This is a genomic window from Dactylosporangium sp. NPDC000555 (assembly GCF_040300025.1).
Classification (GTDB): domain Bacteria; phylum Actinomycetota; class Actinomycetes; order Mycobacteriales; family Micromonosporaceae; genus Dactylosporangium.
Window position 1 is genome coordinate 22,479 of sequence record NZ_JBEPDB010000040.1, and the last position, 16,222, is coordinate 38,700.

The 16,222-nt window shown below is 71.0% G+C and carries 12 protein-coding genes; 10 read left to right on the forward strand and 2 right to left on the reverse strand.

Features of this window, described 5'->3' with window-relative positions; all coding sequences use genetic code 11:
- Positions 1–124 precede the first annotated feature (124 nt).
- Complete coding sequence (gnd, locus tag ABT297_RS23360; RefSeq protein ID WP_350553138.1) at positions 125–1,561, forward strand: NADP-dependent phosphogluconate dehydrogenase; 1,437 nt, start codon at positions 125–127, stop codon at positions 1,559–1,561.
- A gap of 18 nt (positions 1,562–1,579) precedes the next feature.
- Here the strand turns inward: gnd and ABT297_RS23365 are convergent, their stop codons facing one another.
- Positions 1,580–2,920: an MFS transporter gene (locus tag ABT297_RS23365; RefSeq protein ID WP_350553140.1), complete on the reverse strand. Its 1,341-nt coding sequence runs from the start codon at positions 2,918–2,920 to the stop codon at positions 1,580–1,582.
- 50 nt (positions 2,921–2,970) lie between these two features.
- Here ABT297_RS23365 and ABT297_RS23370 point away from each other — a divergent pair, with 50 nt between their 5' ends.
- The 3 genes from ABT297_RS23370 (at position 2,971) to ABT297_RS23380 (ending at position 7,109) form a co-directional block, all read left to right on the forward strand.
- On the forward strand, positions 2,971–3,897 hold the full coding sequence (locus tag ABT297_RS23370; protein ID WP_350553142.1) for a GNAT family N-acetyltransferase: 927 nt from the start codon (positions 2,971–2,973) through the stop codon (positions 3,895–3,897).
- A gap of 141 nt (positions 3,898–4,038) precedes the next feature.
- On the forward strand, positions 4,039–5,874 hold the full coding sequence (locus ABT297_RS23375) for an FAD/NAD(P)-binding protein (RefSeq protein ID WP_350553144.1): 1,836 nt from the start codon (positions 4,039–4,041) through the stop codon (positions 5,872–5,874).
- A gap of 83 nt (positions 5,875–5,957) precedes the next feature.
- A complete protein-coding gene (locus ABT297_RS23380) occupies positions 5,958–7,109 on the forward strand; it encodes a putative PEP-binding protein (RefSeq protein WP_350553146.1) in 1,152 nt (383 codons plus the stop codon).
- A 15-nt stretch (positions 7,110–7,124) separates the two neighbouring features.
- On the opposite strand, the gene ABT297_RS23385 is transcribed toward ABT297_RS23380, so the two are convergent.
- A complete protein-coding gene (locus tag ABT297_RS23385; protein WP_350553148.1) occupies positions 7,125–7,391 on the reverse strand; it encodes an ABC-2 family transporter protein in 267 nt (88 codons plus the stop codon).
- A 310-nt stretch (positions 7,392–7,701) separates the two neighbouring features.
- On the opposite strand from ABT297_RS23385, the gene ABT297_RS23390 reads away from it, so the two are divergent.
- The 6 genes from ABT297_RS23390 to ABT297_RS23415 all read left to right on the forward strand — a co-directional run bounded on the left by ABT297_RS23390 (position 7,702) and on the right by ABT297_RS23415 (position 16,183).
- Positions 7,702–9,891, forward strand: a complete 2,190-nt coding sequence (locus ABT297_RS23390) for a discoidin domain-containing protein (RefSeq protein ID WP_350553150.1) — start codon at positions 7,702–7,704, stop codon at positions 9,889–9,891.
- A 97-nt stretch (positions 9,892–9,988) separates the two neighbouring features.
- Positions 9,989–11,026 carry a LacI family DNA-binding transcriptional regulator gene (locus ABT297_RS23395; protein WP_350553152.1) on the forward strand — a complete coding sequence of 346 codons (1,038 nt, stop codon included), beginning with the start codon at positions 9,989–9,991 and terminating at the stop codon, positions 11,024–11,026.
- 52 nt (positions 11,027–11,078) lie between these two features.
- The gene (locus tag ABT297_RS23400; protein ID WP_350553154.1) at positions 11,079–11,957 is read left to right on the forward strand and encodes a TIGR03560 family F420-dependent LLM class oxidoreductase; all 879 of its coding nucleotides are present in this window, start codon (positions 11,079–11,081) and stop codon (positions 11,955–11,957) included.
- A 103-nt stretch (positions 11,958–12,060) separates the two neighbouring features.
- Positions 12,061–13,110 (forward strand): LacI family DNA-binding transcriptional regulator, encoded by a 1,050-nt coding sequence (locus ABT297_RS23405; protein WP_350553156.1) that lies wholly within the window; start codon positions 12,061–12,063, stop codon positions 13,108–13,110.
- Between the two features lie 209 nt (positions 13,111–13,319).
- Positions 13,320–15,509: a carbohydrate-binding protein gene (locus ABT297_RS23410; RefSeq protein ID WP_350553158.1), complete on the forward strand. Its 2,190-nt coding sequence runs from the start codon at positions 13,320–13,322 to the stop codon at positions 15,507–15,509.
- A 104-nt stretch (positions 15,510–15,613) separates the two neighbouring features.
- Positions 15,614–16,183 carry a hypothetical protein gene (locus tag ABT297_RS23415; protein WP_350553160.1) on the forward strand — a complete coding sequence of 190 codons (570 nt, stop codon included), beginning with the start codon at positions 15,614–15,616 and terminating at the stop codon, positions 16,181–16,183.
- The last annotated feature ends 39 nt before the right edge of the window (positions 16,184–16,222 follow it).

Genomic DNA, 16,222 nt, shown 5'->3' on the forward strand with positions numbered 1-16,222 from the left:
GCCGTGGGGAGGCGGGACAGTAGGCGGGTAACCTGGTCCGACGCGCGCTTCGTGCCGTGATCACGAGGTTGTGATCGGCCGGTCCGGGGCGAGGATCGCAACGAGTGGATGGGGTGCATCGCAGATGTCCGACCTGGCGCAGATCGGCGTGACCGGCCTGGCCGTCATGGGCCGCAACCTGGCCCGGAACCTTGCTCGCAACGGTTACGCCGTCGCCGTGCACAACCGTTCGTACGAGCGCACCCGCCGCCTCGTGGACGAGTTCGGGCACGAGGGCACGTTCGTGCCGAGCGAGTCCATGGCCGACTTCGTCGCCTCGCTGGCCCGCCCGCGGGCCGTCATCATCATGGTCAAGGCCGGTGGCCCCACCGACGCCGTGATCGACGAGCTCGTCCCCCTCCTCGAGGAGGGCGACATGATCGTCGACGCCGGCAACGCCCACTTCGCCGACACCCGCCGCCGCGAGCAGTCCCTGCGCGAGCACGGGCTGCACTTCGTCGGCACCGGCGTGTCCGGCGGCGAGGAGGGCGCCCTGCTGGGCCCGAGCATCATGCCGGGCGGTTCCCCCGAGTCGTACCAGACCCTCGGCCCCATGTTCGAGAAGATCTCGGCGAAGGTCGACGGCACCCCGTGCTGCACGCACATCGGCCCCGACGGCGCCGGGCACTTCGTCAAGATGGTCCACAACGGCATCGAGTACGCCGACATGCAGCTCATCGCCGAGGCGTACGACCTGCTGCGGTCCGGCCTGGGCGCCACCCCGGCGGAGATCGCGGACATCTTCCGCACCTGGAACACCGGCGACCTCGAGTCCTTCCTCATCGAGATCACCGCCGACGTGCTCGCCCACGTGGACGACGACACCGGCAAGGCGTTCGTCGACATCGTGCTGGACCAGGCCGAGCAGAAGGGCACCGGCCGCTGGACCGTGCAGAGCGCGCTCGACCTGGGCGTGCCGATCACCGGCATCGCCGAGGCCACGTTCGCCCGGTCGCTGTCCGGCCACGCCGACCAGCGCACCGCCGCCCGCGAGGCGTTCGGCACCGAGATCGCGAGCCTGGAGGTCACCGACCGGGACCGGTTCGTCGAGGACGTGCGCGCCGCCCTCTACGCGTCGAAGATCGTCGCCTACGCGCAGGGCTTCGACCACATCCAGGCCGGCAGCGAGGAGTTCGGCTGGGACATCGACCGCGGCATGGTCTCCACGATCTGGCGCGGCGGCTGCATCATCCGGGCCCGGTTCCTCGACCGCATCCGCGAGGCCTACGACGGCAACCCGGGTCTGAAGAGCCTCATGGTGGCGCCGTACTTCGCCGAGGCCGTCAACGCGGGCGTGCCCAGCTGGCGGCGGGTCGTCGCGGCCGCGGCCCAGGCGGGGATCCCGACCCCGGCGTTCTCGTCGTCGCTGGCGTACTTCGACGGCCTGCGCGCGCAGCGCCTGCCCGCCTCGCTGATCCAGGGCCAGCGCGACAACTTCGGCGCGCACACCTACCGCCGCACCGACCGCGACGGCACGTTCCACGTCGAGTGGGCCGGCGACAAGAAGGAACACACCGCCTGACGGTGCGACCGACCGTGATCACGGAGAGTACTTGTGCTCGGTTGAGCATTTTCTCTCCGTGATCACGGCCGTCCTCGCTTTGTGGTTGAGGGCCACTACGGCGCCGATCGCTGCTGCGGCCGTCGTCAGCCAGAAGGCCGTGCTGTAGGCGCCCTCGTGCAGGGGCAGGGTCAGCACCGCGATCGCGACGGCGCCGGCGAGGTACTGCGACGTGGTGAGCAGTGCCCCGGCGGAGGACTGCCGCTCGGCCGGCACGTCCCGGCCGCCCACGTTGAACATCGACGTGTAGACGATCCCGTGCGCCAGGCCGCTGACCAGCAACCCGGGCAGCACCCCGGCGGCGTAGCCGCGCCCGGCCGCCACCGCCAGCCAGGCCAGCCCGAGCGCGGCGAGCGCGAACCCGCCGCCGAGCGTGCGGGCCGCGCCGAGGCGGCGCACGAGCCGGCCGGTGAGCGAGCTGCCGACGGTGACCAGCGCCGCCAGAGGCAGGAACGCGAGGCCGGCCCGCAGCGGGGAGTATCCGTCGCGGTCCTGCAGCATCAGCGTCACGACGTAGAACTCCGAGCCGACGCTGGCCATGTAGAGCGCTGCTGCCGCCGTCCCGGTGCGCAGCGAGGGGATCGCGCTGCCCGCCGGCCGCCGCCGGGCCAGCAGCACCGCCCCGAGCGCCGCGGCGGCCGCGAGGGTGCCGGCCGTCACCGGGTCGGCCCAGCCCCGGGCGCCGCCGAAGGTGAGCCCGAGCACGGCCGCCAGCACGGCGCCGGTGCCCAGCAGCGGGGCGGCCAGGTGTACCGGTTCGGGGCGCGCCCGGGCGGCGGAGAGCAGCCACACCGCGGCGCCGGCCGCGCAGGCCGCGGTCACCGGGATGTTCACGAGGAAGGTCCAGCGCCAGCTGTACCGCGTGAGGACCCCGCCCAGCACCACGCCCGCGGCCAGCCCGCAGGCCCCGACCGCACCCCACACCGACAGCGCCCGGGTGCGGGCCGGCCCGGCCGGGAACCGTGCGCCGATCAGCCCCAGGATCGCCGGCTGCAGCAGCGCCGCGGCGAGCCCCTGCGCGCCCCGGGCGGCCAGCAGCGTCGCGCCGCCGCCGGCCACGCCGCCGGCCGCGCTCGCCGTGCCGAACAGCACGGTCGCGGCCAGGAACAGCCGGCCCGCGCCGACCCGGTCGGCGAGCCGGCCGCCGAGCAGCAGGAAGCCGGCGAACGGCACGGCGTAGGCGCTCACCACCCACTGCGCGGCGGACAGGTCGAGGCGCAGGTCCCGTGCGATGCCCGGCAGCGCGACGTACACGATCGAGTAGTCCAGGGCGAGCAGGAACTGGGCCACGGACAGGACGGCGAGGGGCATGCTCGCCATCCTCAGACCTTCACATTAATGTGAAGGTCAACGCGTAGGAGGCACGTCACATGCGCATCGGCGAGCTGTCGGCCCGCACCGGCACCCCGGCCAGGCTGCTGCGGTACTACGAGGAGCAGGGCCTGCTGACCCCGGCCCGGCTGGACAACGGCTACCGAGACTACGGCGAGCACCTCGTCGACCGGGTCCTGCAGATCCGTGGCCTGCTCGAGGCCGGCCTGCCCACCCGCCTGATCAAGGACGTGCTGCCCTGCCTGGACAACCCTTGCAGCATCACGATCTCCGATGCCGGGCCGGAGGTGGTCGAGCTGCTGCGGCACGAGCGCGACCGCATGGACGCGCGGATCGCGTGCCTGTCCCGCAACCGCGACGCCATCGACGCGTACCTGTCGACCGTGACCGCACCGAGCGGCCGGCCCGGCATCCGCGTCGCCATCCCGGCCGACCGGGAGGCGGTGGTCGCGACCTTCGTGGCCGCGTTCGTCGCCGACCCCGCCGTGCGATGGTTCCTGCCGGACGACGAGACCTACCCCGCCGAGGCCGCCGCGATGGCGGGCCACCTGTTCGACCTGCGGGTCGGGCGCGGCACGGTGTGGATCGCCGACGGCGGCGCGGCCGTCGCCATGTGGGACCAGCCGCGCTCGCCCGCGGGGGAGGGCGCGGCCGAGCATCGACCGCCGCCCGGCCGGTTCGGCCGCTACCAGGAGGTGGTGCGCGAGTGGATGCCGAGGTTCCCGCACTGGTATCTCGGCGTGCTCGCCTCCCACCCGGACCACCGCGGCCGGCGCCTGGGCCGGACGGTCATGGCCGCCGGGCTGGCGCGCGCGGCGGCCGACGGGCTTCCCGCCTACCTGGAGACCTCCAACCCGAGCAACGTCGACGTCTACCGCTCGGCGGGCTTCGAGGTCGCCGAGTACCTGACGGTCGACGGCCTCCCCGTGTGGATCATGGTCAGGCGCCACCGACCTCCGCACTGATGAAGTTGAGCCGGCGGTCGGCGGATCGCCAATATTGACCAATCACTATTGTTTGTGACTGTGTGGTTTCAGGAGAAAGCAGTCGAGGGACGTACACCGAGCAATGCGCCGCGCCCGCGTGAGACAAAGTCGGAGGCAGGTATGCGTCGTCCTCGAGTCCTCATCGTCGGTGCCGGACTGGCCGGCACGGCAACGGCGATCCGGCTCTTGCGGTTCGCGCGTAAGCCCCTCGAAATTGTCCTGCTCGAGCGCCGCCACGACTACCGGTACGCGGGCGTCGCGTACCACCGCGACGGCAACCCCTGGGACCACGTGTTCAACATCCAGGCCGGTCGCATGTCGGCGTTCCGAGAGGACGTCAACGACTTCGTACGCTGGGCCAATCACGAGGCCGACCGCCGCGGATGGCCCGCGCCGTGGACGGACTTCACGTTCGTCGAGCACGGACCGGCGCCACGCCGGATCTACCACGACTACCTGACCGACCGCATCGCGGAGGCGCGTCTGGAGGCATACCCCGGCGTCGACCTCGTCGAGGCCGAGGGCGAGGCGGTGAACCTCGACGTCCGCGCAGACCACGTCGAGGCGTCGATCCGGCAGCCGCCCGGCGACGGTGCGACGCGGACGCGGACGCTGACGGCCGACCACGTCATCCTCGCGACCGGCATGGAGCTCAAGCAGCCGGCCTTCGCCACCGACGTGCTCGAGCACGAGGCATTCATCCGGCACCCGTACTCGACTGACGGCGTGCGGAGGCTCCTGGCAGCGCCGGCGGACGCGAGCGTCGTGATCGTCGGAACGGTGCTGAGCGCGTACGACTCCGTGGCTCTGCTGCTGCGCCAGGGCCACACCGGCACCATCCACCTGGTCTCCAAGTCGGGCACCACACCCCGGTCGTATCCCGAGAACCACCAGCATGGCGTGGTCCGGCTCCCCGCACCCGCACTGCTGTTCGAACCGTACCGGAACCGGACGGAGTTCCTGGCGCGCGTCCAGACCGGGTGGAAGGCTGCCTGCACCGCGGTCGCCCGGGACCACCCCGACATGGACCGGCGGATCGTCACGGAGCGGGTGGCCAAGGCGTGGGAGCCGTACCTCCCGAGGGTCATCGAACAGATCCCGACGGACGAGCTCCGGCAGTTGCTCGACGAGTTCGGCACGCAGATCGCATCGCTGCGGGTCGGCGCGGTGCCGTACACGACTTCGATCGTCGAGCACGCCATGTCTTGCGACCACGACTCGGTCGAGCTCGTCGTCGGGAAGATCGAGCGGGTCAAGCCGGCCGAATCGGGGCGGCTCGACGTCGTCGTCGCGACGCAGGCGGCCACGCGCGTCATCCCGGCCGATCTTGTGGTGTGCAACTTCGGCCGGGAGTCCGACTACACCCACGTCGACTCGCCACTGTGGATGAACCTTCTCGTCAACGAGCTCGTCACCCCCCATCAGCGCACCGGACGCGGGATCGAGATCAACAACCGGGGCACGCCGCTGCGGCCCGACGGCGAGCCGATCGAGATGCTCTCCGCCATCGGGGTGATGCGCGAGGGCGACGAGATCGTGCGCAACGGCCGCACCGGCGCCTTCGCGTTCAATCTCGCCGCGATCAAGAACCACTCCATCGTGGTCGCCGCGCACGTGATCGAACGTCTCGAACCGCACTGCGCCGCCGCGGAACATCACCACGCGTTCACCGCCGACGAGACAACCCGCGCCGCGTTCGAGCAGGCCGTCTCACTGGAAGTCCGGAGGCTCGCCGCGCGGTCCCGGGCCGAGCGCGAACACCTCGACGCGCAACTGGGAACCCACCTGCGGTCCGATCACCGCTTCGATGCCGTCCCCACCGACGGGCGCGGCCAGCTGATGCGCGCCGCGGTCAACCAGGCGGCGATCCAGCGGCTCACGGACGTCTCGGTGACACCGCGCCAGCTGCGCCGGCAGCTCGGCATCACGAATGATGAAGATGCGGAGATCCCGTGACCGAACGACAGATCCGTGGCGTCCTGCTCACTCGCGGAACCGAAACGGTGGTGGGCGGGCCCTGCAATCGCACCGAACGACCGGTGGAGGGTTCCATCCTCGTCACCCCGTCACTCCATCCGAGGCTGTACGACGCGCTCATGACCGCCCGCGCGGTCGTCTGCAGCTCCGGCGGGCGGACCGGGCACATGCAGTCCATCTGTCGTGCCAAGGGCATCCCCGTCCTGCGCGTCGACCCGACCGACCTCGACAAGCTCGTCGGCGAGGTGACGCTCGATCTGGAACGCGGGTCGGTCATCGTCGGTGCCGCCGGCGGCCCCCGGGGCGCCGGGGCCGTGAACACCAACCCCGCCGCCGCGCCGCCGGACGTTCTCGGCTCGGCCTGCGCGGTGATCGCCGACCTCCGGGACATCCGCGGCCTCAACTCGAGCGGTCCGCATGCGGCACGCGTCGAGTCCTTCTTCCTCCGTGAGGAGTTCCTGTGCTTCTCCGCGGCCCTCAGCCCCATCGACGCCCTCCGCGGCGGGACCGCCGTCAACGCTTACGGGCGCGCCATCGCCAAGCAGTTGCAGGTGTGCGTCGAGGAGCTCCTGCCGGGCCAGCGACTGATCCTGCGCATGCTCGACCTGCGCTCGAACGATGCGGTCCACATCACGGACGAGGCCACGGTACCGCGTGAGCCCAATCCCGACATGGGCCTGCACGGCACCCGATGGCTGCTTCGGTCGGCCGCCTATCCCCAAGCGCTGCACGTCATGCTGGAGACCCTGCGTGAACGACTCGGCGCCGAGGCCGACCGGGTCCACCTGTCGGCGCCGTTCCTCACCGACGCCGAAGAGTTCGCGAAGCTGCGGCCGCACCTCGGGTTGTCGACGGAGACGCCCTTGTCCGCGTTCATCGAGACACCGGCCGCGGTCCACGCCACGTCGGCCATCTGCGCCGCCGGCGCCGACGAACTGTTCGTCGGCACCAAGGACCTGGTGCAGTTCTACCTCGCCGCCGACCGCAGCAACCATCTGGTCGCCGAGTCCTACCGGACCCGGCACCCGGCCGTCCTCGACGGCCTGCGACGGGTCATCGAGGACGGCCGCGACGCCGGCACCCCGACCCGCGTGTTCGCGCTCGGCGCCGACTTCGACCACTACCTCGAGCGGCTGCCAACCCCGACCGGATACATGATGTGCGTCTCCGAACTTCAGCACATCCTGCAGTCCCGACAGATGGTCGCCCGCTGATCGAGAACGATGTTGCTAGTTGCCGGCGCTCTCGTAGCGGCGCAGGCCGCGCGAGAAGATCCAGCCGCTGACGACCAGGCAGTACGCCCCGATGAGCGGGGTCAGCAGTCCCACCCAGGCCTGGCCGTGACCGAGCAGGAAGCTCACCGGGAAGAAGCTCACGAACGCGAACGGCAGGGCGAAGCCCAGGGCCGCCTTCAGCGCCAGCGGGTAGACGGAGATGGGGAACCGGGCGAGGTCGCCGGCTTGGTTGGTCAGTTGTCGTGCCTCCACGAGTGCCATCGGGGTCGAGCCTGGCAAAGCCGATCGATGCCCGCAATCTTTTTTCGGGAGGCGAACGAACCCGGGCCTGATGGTGGCGCCATCGGAGCGGACCCCGGGCTCGGAGAGCGCTCCCGCGATCGCCTCCATCGGTGCTCTTGACAGCTATACCCGGCGTCACCGGGCCATGACCAGGGCCGGACCCGACCTTGGAGAGCGCTCTCCCATTCTGGCGCGGCCATTGACAGGGGTGGACGAAGGGCTCATTGTGGCTTTCTGAGAGAGCGCTCTCTCACACCGCCGTAACACCCCCGCCACGAAGGAGTCATCCATGGACTGGTCGGTCTCCGCCCCCGGCCATCGATCCGCCAGATCCGTGTCGAGCCGCCGCACCCTGCGCTACGGCGTCATCGCGCTCGCGGTGGCCGCCATGCTGTGTGCGTACATCGTCACGGTCGTGACCCGTGCCAACGCCGCCGAGACCCTGCTGTCGCAGGGCAAGCCGACGACCGCCTCGTCCACGGAGAACGCGGCCAGCGCGGCCTCGAACGCCACCGACGGCGACGCCGGCACCCGCTGGTCCAGCGCCTTCTCGGTGCCGCAGTGGCTCCAGGTCGACCTCGGCTCCCAGCAGTCGATCAGCCGGATCGCGCTGAACTGGGAGACGGCCTACGCCACCGCGTACACGATCCAGACCTCCAACGACGCCACCAACTGGACGAACATCTACTCCACGACCACGGGCGCCGGCGGCAACGTGAGCCTGTCCGTGACGGGCAACGGGCGCTATGTGCGGCTCAACGCCACGGCGAAGAACACGCAGTACGGCGTGTCGCTGTGGGAGTTCCAGGTGTTCGGCGGCGGCGGCTCCACGCCCGGTAGCTGCGGCACCGCCAACGCCGCGCAGGGCAAGCCGGCCACCGCCTCCTCGACCGAGAACGCGGGCACCCCGGCCTCGGCCGCGGTCGACGGCAACACCGGCACCCGCTGGTCCAGCGCGGCCGGCGACCCGCAGTGGCTGCAGGTCGACCTGCAGTCGGTGCAGCAGATCTGCGGCGTCACGCTGAACTGGGAGGCCGCCTACGCCACGGCGTTCTCGATCCAGACGTCGACCAACGGCACCACCTGGACGACGATCTACAGCACCACCACGGGCACCGGCGGCGTGCAGAACCTCAGCGTCACCGGCAACGGCCGCTACGTGCGCGTGTACGGCACCGCGCGGGCCACGCAGTGGGGCTACTCGCTGTGGGAGTTCCAGATCCGGGTGGGCGGCATGCCGTCGACGACCAGCGACACCCCGACCAGCCCGAGCGCGTCGCCGAGCACCTCGCCGAGCACCCCGCCGTCCGGCAACTCGGTGCTGCTGTCGTACAACAAGCCGGCCGTCGCCTCGTCGTGGCAGAACGACGTGAACTGCAACCCGTGCAGCCCCGACAAGGCGTTCGACAACGACCCGGCCAGCCGCTGGGCGACCAGCTCCACCACCGGCTGGGTCGACCCGGGCTGGATCTACGTCGACCTCGGCGCCGTGGCGCAGATCAAGCAGGTCGTGCTGCAGTGGGACCCGGCGTACGCGGTCTCCTATCAGATCCAGACCTCCAACGACGCCACCAACTGGACCAGCATCTACAGCACCACGACCGGCAAGGGCTTCAAGGAGACCCTGAACGTCAACGGCACCGGCCGCTACGTGCGGATGTACGGCACCCAGCGCTCCAACGGCTACGGCTACTCGCTGTGGGAGTTCAAGGTGTACGGCACCGGCGGCAACCCGGTGCAGCCCCCGGCCCAGCCGGCCGACCCGACCTTCCCGGCCAACACCCTGGTCTGGAGCGACGAGTTCAACTCCGGCACCAACGTCGACACCTCCAAGTGGACGATCGACCCGGGCACCGGCCAGAACGGCGAGATCCAGTACTACACCAACCTGCAGAACACCAGAATCGAGAACGGCTCGCTGGTGATCGAGGCCCGCAAGGAGACCCAGGGCGGCCGCGATTACACCTCGGGCCGCATCAACACCAGCAACAAGTTCTCGCTGCAGTACGGGCGCGTCGAGGCCCGGATCAAGGTGCCGAAGGGCAACGGCCTGTGGCCCGCGTTCTGGATGATGGGCACCGACTTCCTGCAGGGCCGCCCGTGGCCGTACAACGGCGAGATCGACATCATGGAGATCCTCGGCCGGAACACCTCGGAGATCTACTCGACGCTGCACGCCCCCGCCTACAACGGCGGTGGCGGCTACGGCCAGAAGCTGAGCACGGTCGACCTGTCGCTGGACTACCACGTGTACTCGGTCGAGTGGGACAGCAAGCGCATGACGTTCCGCGTCGACAACCAGGTGATCTTCGTGGCCGACCGGGAGACCGTCGAGGCGACCCGGGGCCCGTGGGTCTACGACCACCAGTTCTACATCATCCTCAACCTGGCCGTGGGCGGTGACTTCCCCGGCCCGATCGACGCCTCCACGCCGTTCCCGTCGCGGATGTACGTCGACTACGTGCGCGTCTACAAGTAAATATCCTCCTCCAGAACCGGCCGCGGGTGGGCGTGACATGCGAGTCCGTCCACCCGCGGCTCCTCAACGCATCGGGGCACGATCTACCGTGGCATCCATGACGGGCAGCGACTCGCGACCGCCCACCCTCGAGCAGGTCGCCAACTACGCCGGAGTGTCACGCGCCACGGTGTCCCGGGTCATCAACGGCGTGCAGACCGTCGACCCGGAGCTTCGCCGGACGGTCGAGCGGGCCATCGCCGCGACCGGGTATGTGCCGAACCTGGCCGCCCGCTCGCTGGTCACCCGGCGGACGGACTCGATCGCGCTCGTGGTGTCGGAGCCGGAGAACCGCGGGTACTCCACGCCGTTTCTGACCCGGATGTTCACCGACCCGTTCCTGGGCCGGGTCACCGCCGGCGCGCAGGAGGTGCTGCGGCCGCTGGGCATCCACCTCGTCATCTTCCTGGCCGACCCGCCCGCGCGGCCGCATCTGCTGCGGTACCTCCGGCAGGGCCACGTCGACGGGGCGCTGCTCATCTCCAGCCACGTCGACGACCCGCTGCCCGCCCAGCTCGTCGAGCTCGGCGTGCCGGTGGTGCTGTCCTGCCGCCCAGGGCACCCGGTCAACATCAGCTATGTCGACGTCGACCAGAGCGCCGGCGTCGGGCTGGCCGTCGACCGCCTGGCCGCGCTCGGGCGCCGCAGCCTGGCCACCATCACCGGCCCGCTCGACATGCCGGCCGCGCAGGACCGCCTGGCCGCCTTCGAGGCGGCCACCCGGGCCCACGGCCTCGAGCCGTCCCACGCCGAGGGCGACTTCACCCGCTCCGGCGGCGAGCGCGCGGCCGCCCGCCTCCTGAGCGAGCTGCCGGACCTGGACGGCGTCTTCGTCGCGAACGACCTCATGGCCGACGGCGCGCTGCGGATGCTGCAGGAGGCCGGCCGTCGAGTGCCCGAAGACGTGGCGGTCATCGGTTTCGACGACAGCACCGCGGCCCTGGAATGCCACCCGCCCCTGTCGACGGTCCGCCAGCCGGTCGAGGAGATGGCCGGCGAGATGGCGCAGTTGCTGCTGACGCGCATCCGCGAGCCGAACCGCTCGCCGCGCTCGGTCATCTTCAACCCGGAGCTTATCCTGCGCGCCTCCGCCTGACGGATCCCGGCCTTGACCGACGCCGGCCCTGCGGTCGCGGTATAGAAGAGGCATGCGACTTTCGATTTGGCCGACCGCTGGACAGGGGTACGACGAGATTCTGCAGGTGGCCCGGCACGCGGAGGCGACCGGGTGGGACGGCGTCTACGTCGCCGACCATTTCATGCCCAATGCCGCGCCCGGCCGGGACCCCATGGCCCCGATGCTGGAGTGCGGGACGCTGGTCGCCGCGCTCGGCGCCGCGGTGCCCCGGGTCCGGCTCGGCAGCATGGTGTACGGCAACACCTACCGCCACCCGGCCGTGCTCGCGAACATGGCCGCGACCGCCGACCACGTGAGCGGCGGCCGGTTCACCCTCGGCGTGGGGGCGGGCTGGCAGGTCAACGAGCACGAGCAGTACGGCATCGAGCTGCCCCCGGTGAAGCAACGGCTGGACCGGTTCGTCGAGGCGCTGGAGGTGCTGCACGGCCTGCTGCGCCGGCCGCGGACCACCTTCGAGGGCGAGTACTACCGGCTCACCGACGCCGTCTGCGAGCCCAAGCCGGTCCAGGACCCGCTGCCGATCCTCATCGGCGGCGGGGGCGAGCGGCGGATGCTGGGCATCGTCGCGCGGTACGCCGACGTCTGGAACACCTGGGGTCTCCCGGACGTCATCGCGCACAAGTCCGCGGTCCTCGACGAGTTCTGCGCCGCGCAGGGGCGCGACGCGAAGGCGATCGACCGCACGGCCCAGGCCCTCGTCGTGGTCGACGGCCCGCTGCCGGACATGCCGTTCCCGGTCATCGGCGGCTCGCCGCAGGCACTGGGCGACACGATCGCCGAGTACCGCGGGATCGGCCTCGACGAGCTCATCGTCCCCGACGGCCTGCTCGGCAAGGGCGCCGACCGGCTCAAGGCGATGGACACGGTCCTGTCGATCACTCGCGGCTGAGGCGCGGCACGCGGCAGTTCAGCAGGCCCTCGCGCAGGCACCCTGCTGAACTGCCCGAAACGGCGAACGGTTCGACGCGGCACGGGGGTTACGCTGTTCGGCGATGAAACAGAGCAGTGAAACAACGCAGGACGCGCGCGTCACGATCCGGGACGTCGCCGCACAGACCGGCCTGTCGATCGCGACCGTGTCGCGGGTCCTCAACGGGCGGGCCAACGTCGCGCCGCAGACCCGCGACCGCGTCCTGCAGGCGATGGGCGGCCTGGGGCGGCGCGCGCCGCGGCGGCGCGGCGCCGGCGTGCCGAAGGCCGACAACGGGGTCTACGTGCGCTGCCCGTACGTCCTGAGCGACTACTTCGGCCTCATCGTCTCGGCGATCACCGAGGCGCTCGACGTGCACGGCATGCACGCGGTCGTCGACGCCGGGGAGTCCGCCTGGGGGCGCACCGGGGTGCTGCCCACCCTGACGGCCTGGCCCCAGGTCACCGGCGCGATCCTGATCCTGCCCCCGGAGCCGGAGGAGGACCTGGAGCGGCTGCGCGACCAGGGGTTCCCGTTCGTCGTGGTGGACCCGCGCACCGCGCCGCCGCGCAACATCGCCGCGGTGTCGGCGGCCAACTTCGCCGGCGCCCGGCGGCTCATGACGCACCTGGTCGAGCTCGGCCACCGCCGCGTCGGTGTGCTCGGCGGCCCGATGGACTGGATGGCGATGAGCGACCGGCTGGCCGGCTACACCGCCCCGCTGGTCGGCGTCGGCGTCTATCCCGCGCCCGAGCTGGTGCGCACGGTGTCCGACCCGACCGTGGAGGCCGGCCGCGCCGCCGCCGCCGAGCTGCTGGACCGGCCGGACCGCCCCACGGCGCTGGTCGCCTTCAACGACAAGATGGCCGTCGGCGCGCTGCAGGCCGCGGCCGAGCGCGGCATCCGGGTGCCGCTCGACCTGTCGGTGGCCGGGTTCGACGACATCGACGTCAGCCGCGCCACCCACCCGGCCCTGACCACGGTACGCCAGCCGCTGGGGGAGATGGGGCGGATGGCGGTGAGCCTGCTCGGCCGGATGGTGACCGGCCACGAGCTGGACGCGCTGCACGTCGAGCTGGCCACGGACCTGGTCGTCCGCGGCTCCACGGGACCGGTGCCGGTCGCTGCTTGACGTGTGTTTCATAAAACACTTCGGCCAAGACTCGAAGAAAGTTCCAGTGATTCATTGACACGCTCGTGTCGCGGCGTGTTGTCTAGCGGTACCCCCACACCCCGCCAGTGGACTCGGACAGGACCGCATACCGGCAACCGGACGCGTCCGGCGCCGCACCCTGCCCGCGATGACACATGACGGTCCACTGTGGAACGAAAGGAGACACGGTGCGGAGATCCGTCATCGTCACGTCGACGGCCATGCTCGCGCTCTTCGCCGCGGGCGCCCCCGCGACGGCGGCGCCACCACCCCGCGGTGCGCCGGTGACCGGCACCTACTCGACCGGCGCCGCGCACGCCTGGCAGTCGCTGCCGACGGTCCGGGTCGGGGAGGGGGCGTCCACCGCGGCCGACGTCACGGTCGTGGTCGACCCGAGCCGGATCAGGCAGCGGTACTCCGGGATCGGCTTCTCGCTCGACGAGACGAGCGTGTCGAACCTGTGGAAGCTGACGCCGCGGCAGCGCGAGGACGCCGTCCGGCTCCTCGTCGACCCCCGCACCGGTGCCGGGCTGGACCGCTTCCGGCTCACCATCGGCAGCCCCGACCTCATCGAGCACCTGCCGTTCTGGTCCGCGGACGACCTGCCGGCCGGCGTCACCGAGGACTTCGGCCTGAAGTACTTCTCCATCAAGCGCGACGTCGACCTGCACATCATCGACACCATCAAGCTGATCCAGAAGTACAACCCCCGGGCCACGTTCTTCGCCTCGGCCTGGAGCGCCCCGGCGTGGATGAAGACGAACAACAAGTTCGTCGGCGAGGTCGCCCTCAAGCCGGGCAGCACCACCGAGCACTACCAGGTCGGCAAGCTGCGCGACGACTGCATCGACGTCTTCGCCCGCTACTACGCGAAGTTCATCGAGGCCTACGCGCGCCACGGCATCCGCATCGACGCGCTGACCCTGCTCAACGAGCCCGGCATGGACGTGGTCTACCCGGCCATGGACATCAGCGTCGAGCAGCAACAGAAGCTCGCCGTCGCGATCAAGCGTTATGTGCCGCGGGACGTGCAGCTGTACGTCCACGACTTCAACTTCTGGGACTGGCGCGACCCGAACAGCACCCAGACCAAGAACTACTACCGCATCCTGAACGACCCGGCGGCGCGGCGGGCCTCGGACGCGATCGCGTTCCACCCCTACTGGGGCGACCCCACGGTGATGCGCGACGCCTACGAGCAGACCGGCAAGCCGGTGCACATGACCGAGACGAGCGACCTGTCGCCGGCCACGATCCTGAGCTACTTCCGGCTCGACGCCTCCTCCTACGTGCTGTGGGCGCAGGCGACCGACCAGGACGGCGGCACCCTGCACTGGACGCCGCTGCGGGACAACAACGTCGACTGGGACCAGGTCGCGGCCACCACGAAGTGGCCCGACCGGCTGGTGAAGGTCGACACCACCGCCCGCACGTACTCGGTGCGCGACGAGCTCTACGCCATGGGGCAGTTCGCGAAGTACCTCGGGCCGCAGCACACCCGGGTCGAGTCCAGCGCCGCGTCCGGCGGGGTGAGCAACGTCGTGTTCCGCGACGGCAAGGACTTCGTCGCGATCGTCGGCAACGCCAACGCCACCGAGCGCACGGTGCGGTTCGTGCTCGCCGGGAAGCAGTTCGTCGAGACCGTCCCGGCCGGGGCGTACGCGACGTTCCGCTGGCACGCCGACCTGCCGCGCCCGCACGGCAACCACGCGCCGGTGCTCGCCGCGGTGCCGGACGTGGTCGCCGACCAGTACGCGACCACGACGTTCCGCCTGCGGGCCACCGACCGCGACCGCGACGCGCTCGCGTTCTACGCCGTCGACCTGCCCGACGGGGTCACCGTCGACGCCGCGACCGGCCAGGTCAGCCTGCACCCGACGACCGCCGGCAGCCTGGATCTGAAGTTCCGGGTGACCGACGGCGCGGCGAGTGACGAGGTCGCCGCGCACGTCACGGTCCGCCCGCACGGCGCGCCGATCGGCGAGAAGGTCGAGGCCGAGGCGTACGTGGCCCAGCACGGCTGGACCGACGGCGGTGCGAACTTCGTCGAGAACAACCCGGCGGCCAGCGGCGGCAAGAACGTGGGCTGGACCGCGCCGGGCAACTGGCTGCAGTACCGCCTCGACGTCGCCCAGCCGGGCACCTACGACCTGGAACTGCGGGTCGCCAACGGCGCCGGCGCCACCGCGGCGAACGCGATCACCTTCCGTGACGCGGGCAACCAGGTCCTCGCCACGGTGTCGGTCCCCGACACCGGCGGCTGGGGCGCCTACCGGTCGGTGCACGCCACGGTGACGCTGCCGGCCGGCGACCAGCTCGTCACGCTGTACTGCGAGACGGGCGGCTTCAACGTGGACTACTTCCGCCTGTCCGCGTGATTCCCCGGTAGCCGTGATGCTCGGTCGCCGGCCGCAGGACAGCGGCCGGCGACCCGATCTTGTACCGTCTCACGTCGCAGAACGACCCAAGGGGAGGAATGGTCGTGAATCTCGACGGTACGGGCGGCGAAGTGCTGCTCTTGTTCTACATCCTCGGCGGGCTGGCCACGATCGGTAGTGGCCTGCTGCCGGGCAGTAAGATCGGCTGGCGGGTGCTGAGCATCGTGGCTGGTCTGGTCATGGCGATCTGGGCCGGCTGGGTGCTGGTGTTCGGCGGCTGGATCATCATCAGCTTCAAGATCCTGATCATGCCGGTGCTGCTGGTGATCCGGGGCGTGCGGGCCGCGCTGAAGCGGAGCAAGGAGTCCACGCAGCCGCAGTTCCAGGCCGCTGCCGGACCTCAGCCGGGCCAGGCCCTGTACGCGCCGCCCGCGCAGGGCGGCTACCCGGCCCAGCCCGGGCCGGAGGGCTACGGGGCCCAGCCGGTTCAGGGTGGTTACCCGGCTCCGCCCGTGCAGGGTGGTTACCCGGCCCAGCCCGTGCAGGGTGGTTACTCTGCGCCACCGGCTCAGGGTGGCTACCCGGCTCCGCCCGTGCAAGGTGGCTATCCGGCTCCGCCGGCTCAATACCCGGCGCCGCAGGCTCCGCCCGCGTTCCAGCAGCCGACGGCGTAAGAGTCAGGCCGCGCGGGACGCGGAGGGCGGCGTCAGCAC

Coding starts and splice junctions, on each gene's coding strand:
- ABT297_RS23375 (WP_350553144.1), top strand. CDS start 4,039: ATGCGTCGTCCTCGAGTCCTCATCGTCGGTGCCGGACTGGCCGGCACG.
- gnd (WP_350553138.1), top strand. CDS start 125: ATGTCCGACCTGGCGCAGATCGGCGTGACCGGCCTGGCCGTCATGGGC.
- ABT297_RS23385 (WP_350553148.1), bottom strand. CDS start 7,391: ATGGCACTCGTGGAGGCACGACAACTGACCAACCAAGCCGGCGACCTC.
- ABT297_RS23400 (WP_350553154.1), top strand. CDS start 11,079: ATGCGACTTTCGATTTGGCCGACCGCTGGACAGGGGTACGACGAGATT.
- ABT297_RS23370 (WP_350553142.1), top strand. CDS start 2,971: ATGCGCATCGGCGAGCTGTCGGCCCGCACCGGCACCCCGGCCAGGCTG.
- ABT297_RS23405 (WP_350553156.1), top strand. CDS start 12,061: ATGAAACAGAGCAGTGAAACAACGCAGGACGCGCGCGTCACGATCCGG.
- ABT297_RS23365 (WP_350553140.1), bottom strand. CDS start 2,920: ATGGCGAGCATGCCCCTCGCCGTCCTGTCCGTGGCCCAGTTCCTGCTC.
- ABT297_RS23390 (WP_350553150.1), top strand. CDS start 7,702: ATGGACTGGTCGGTCTCCGCCCCCGGCCATCGATCCGCCAGATCCGTG.
- ABT297_RS23395 (WP_350553152.1), top strand. CDS start 9,989: ATGACGGGCAGCGACTCGCGACCGCCCACCCTCGAGCAGGTCGCCAAC.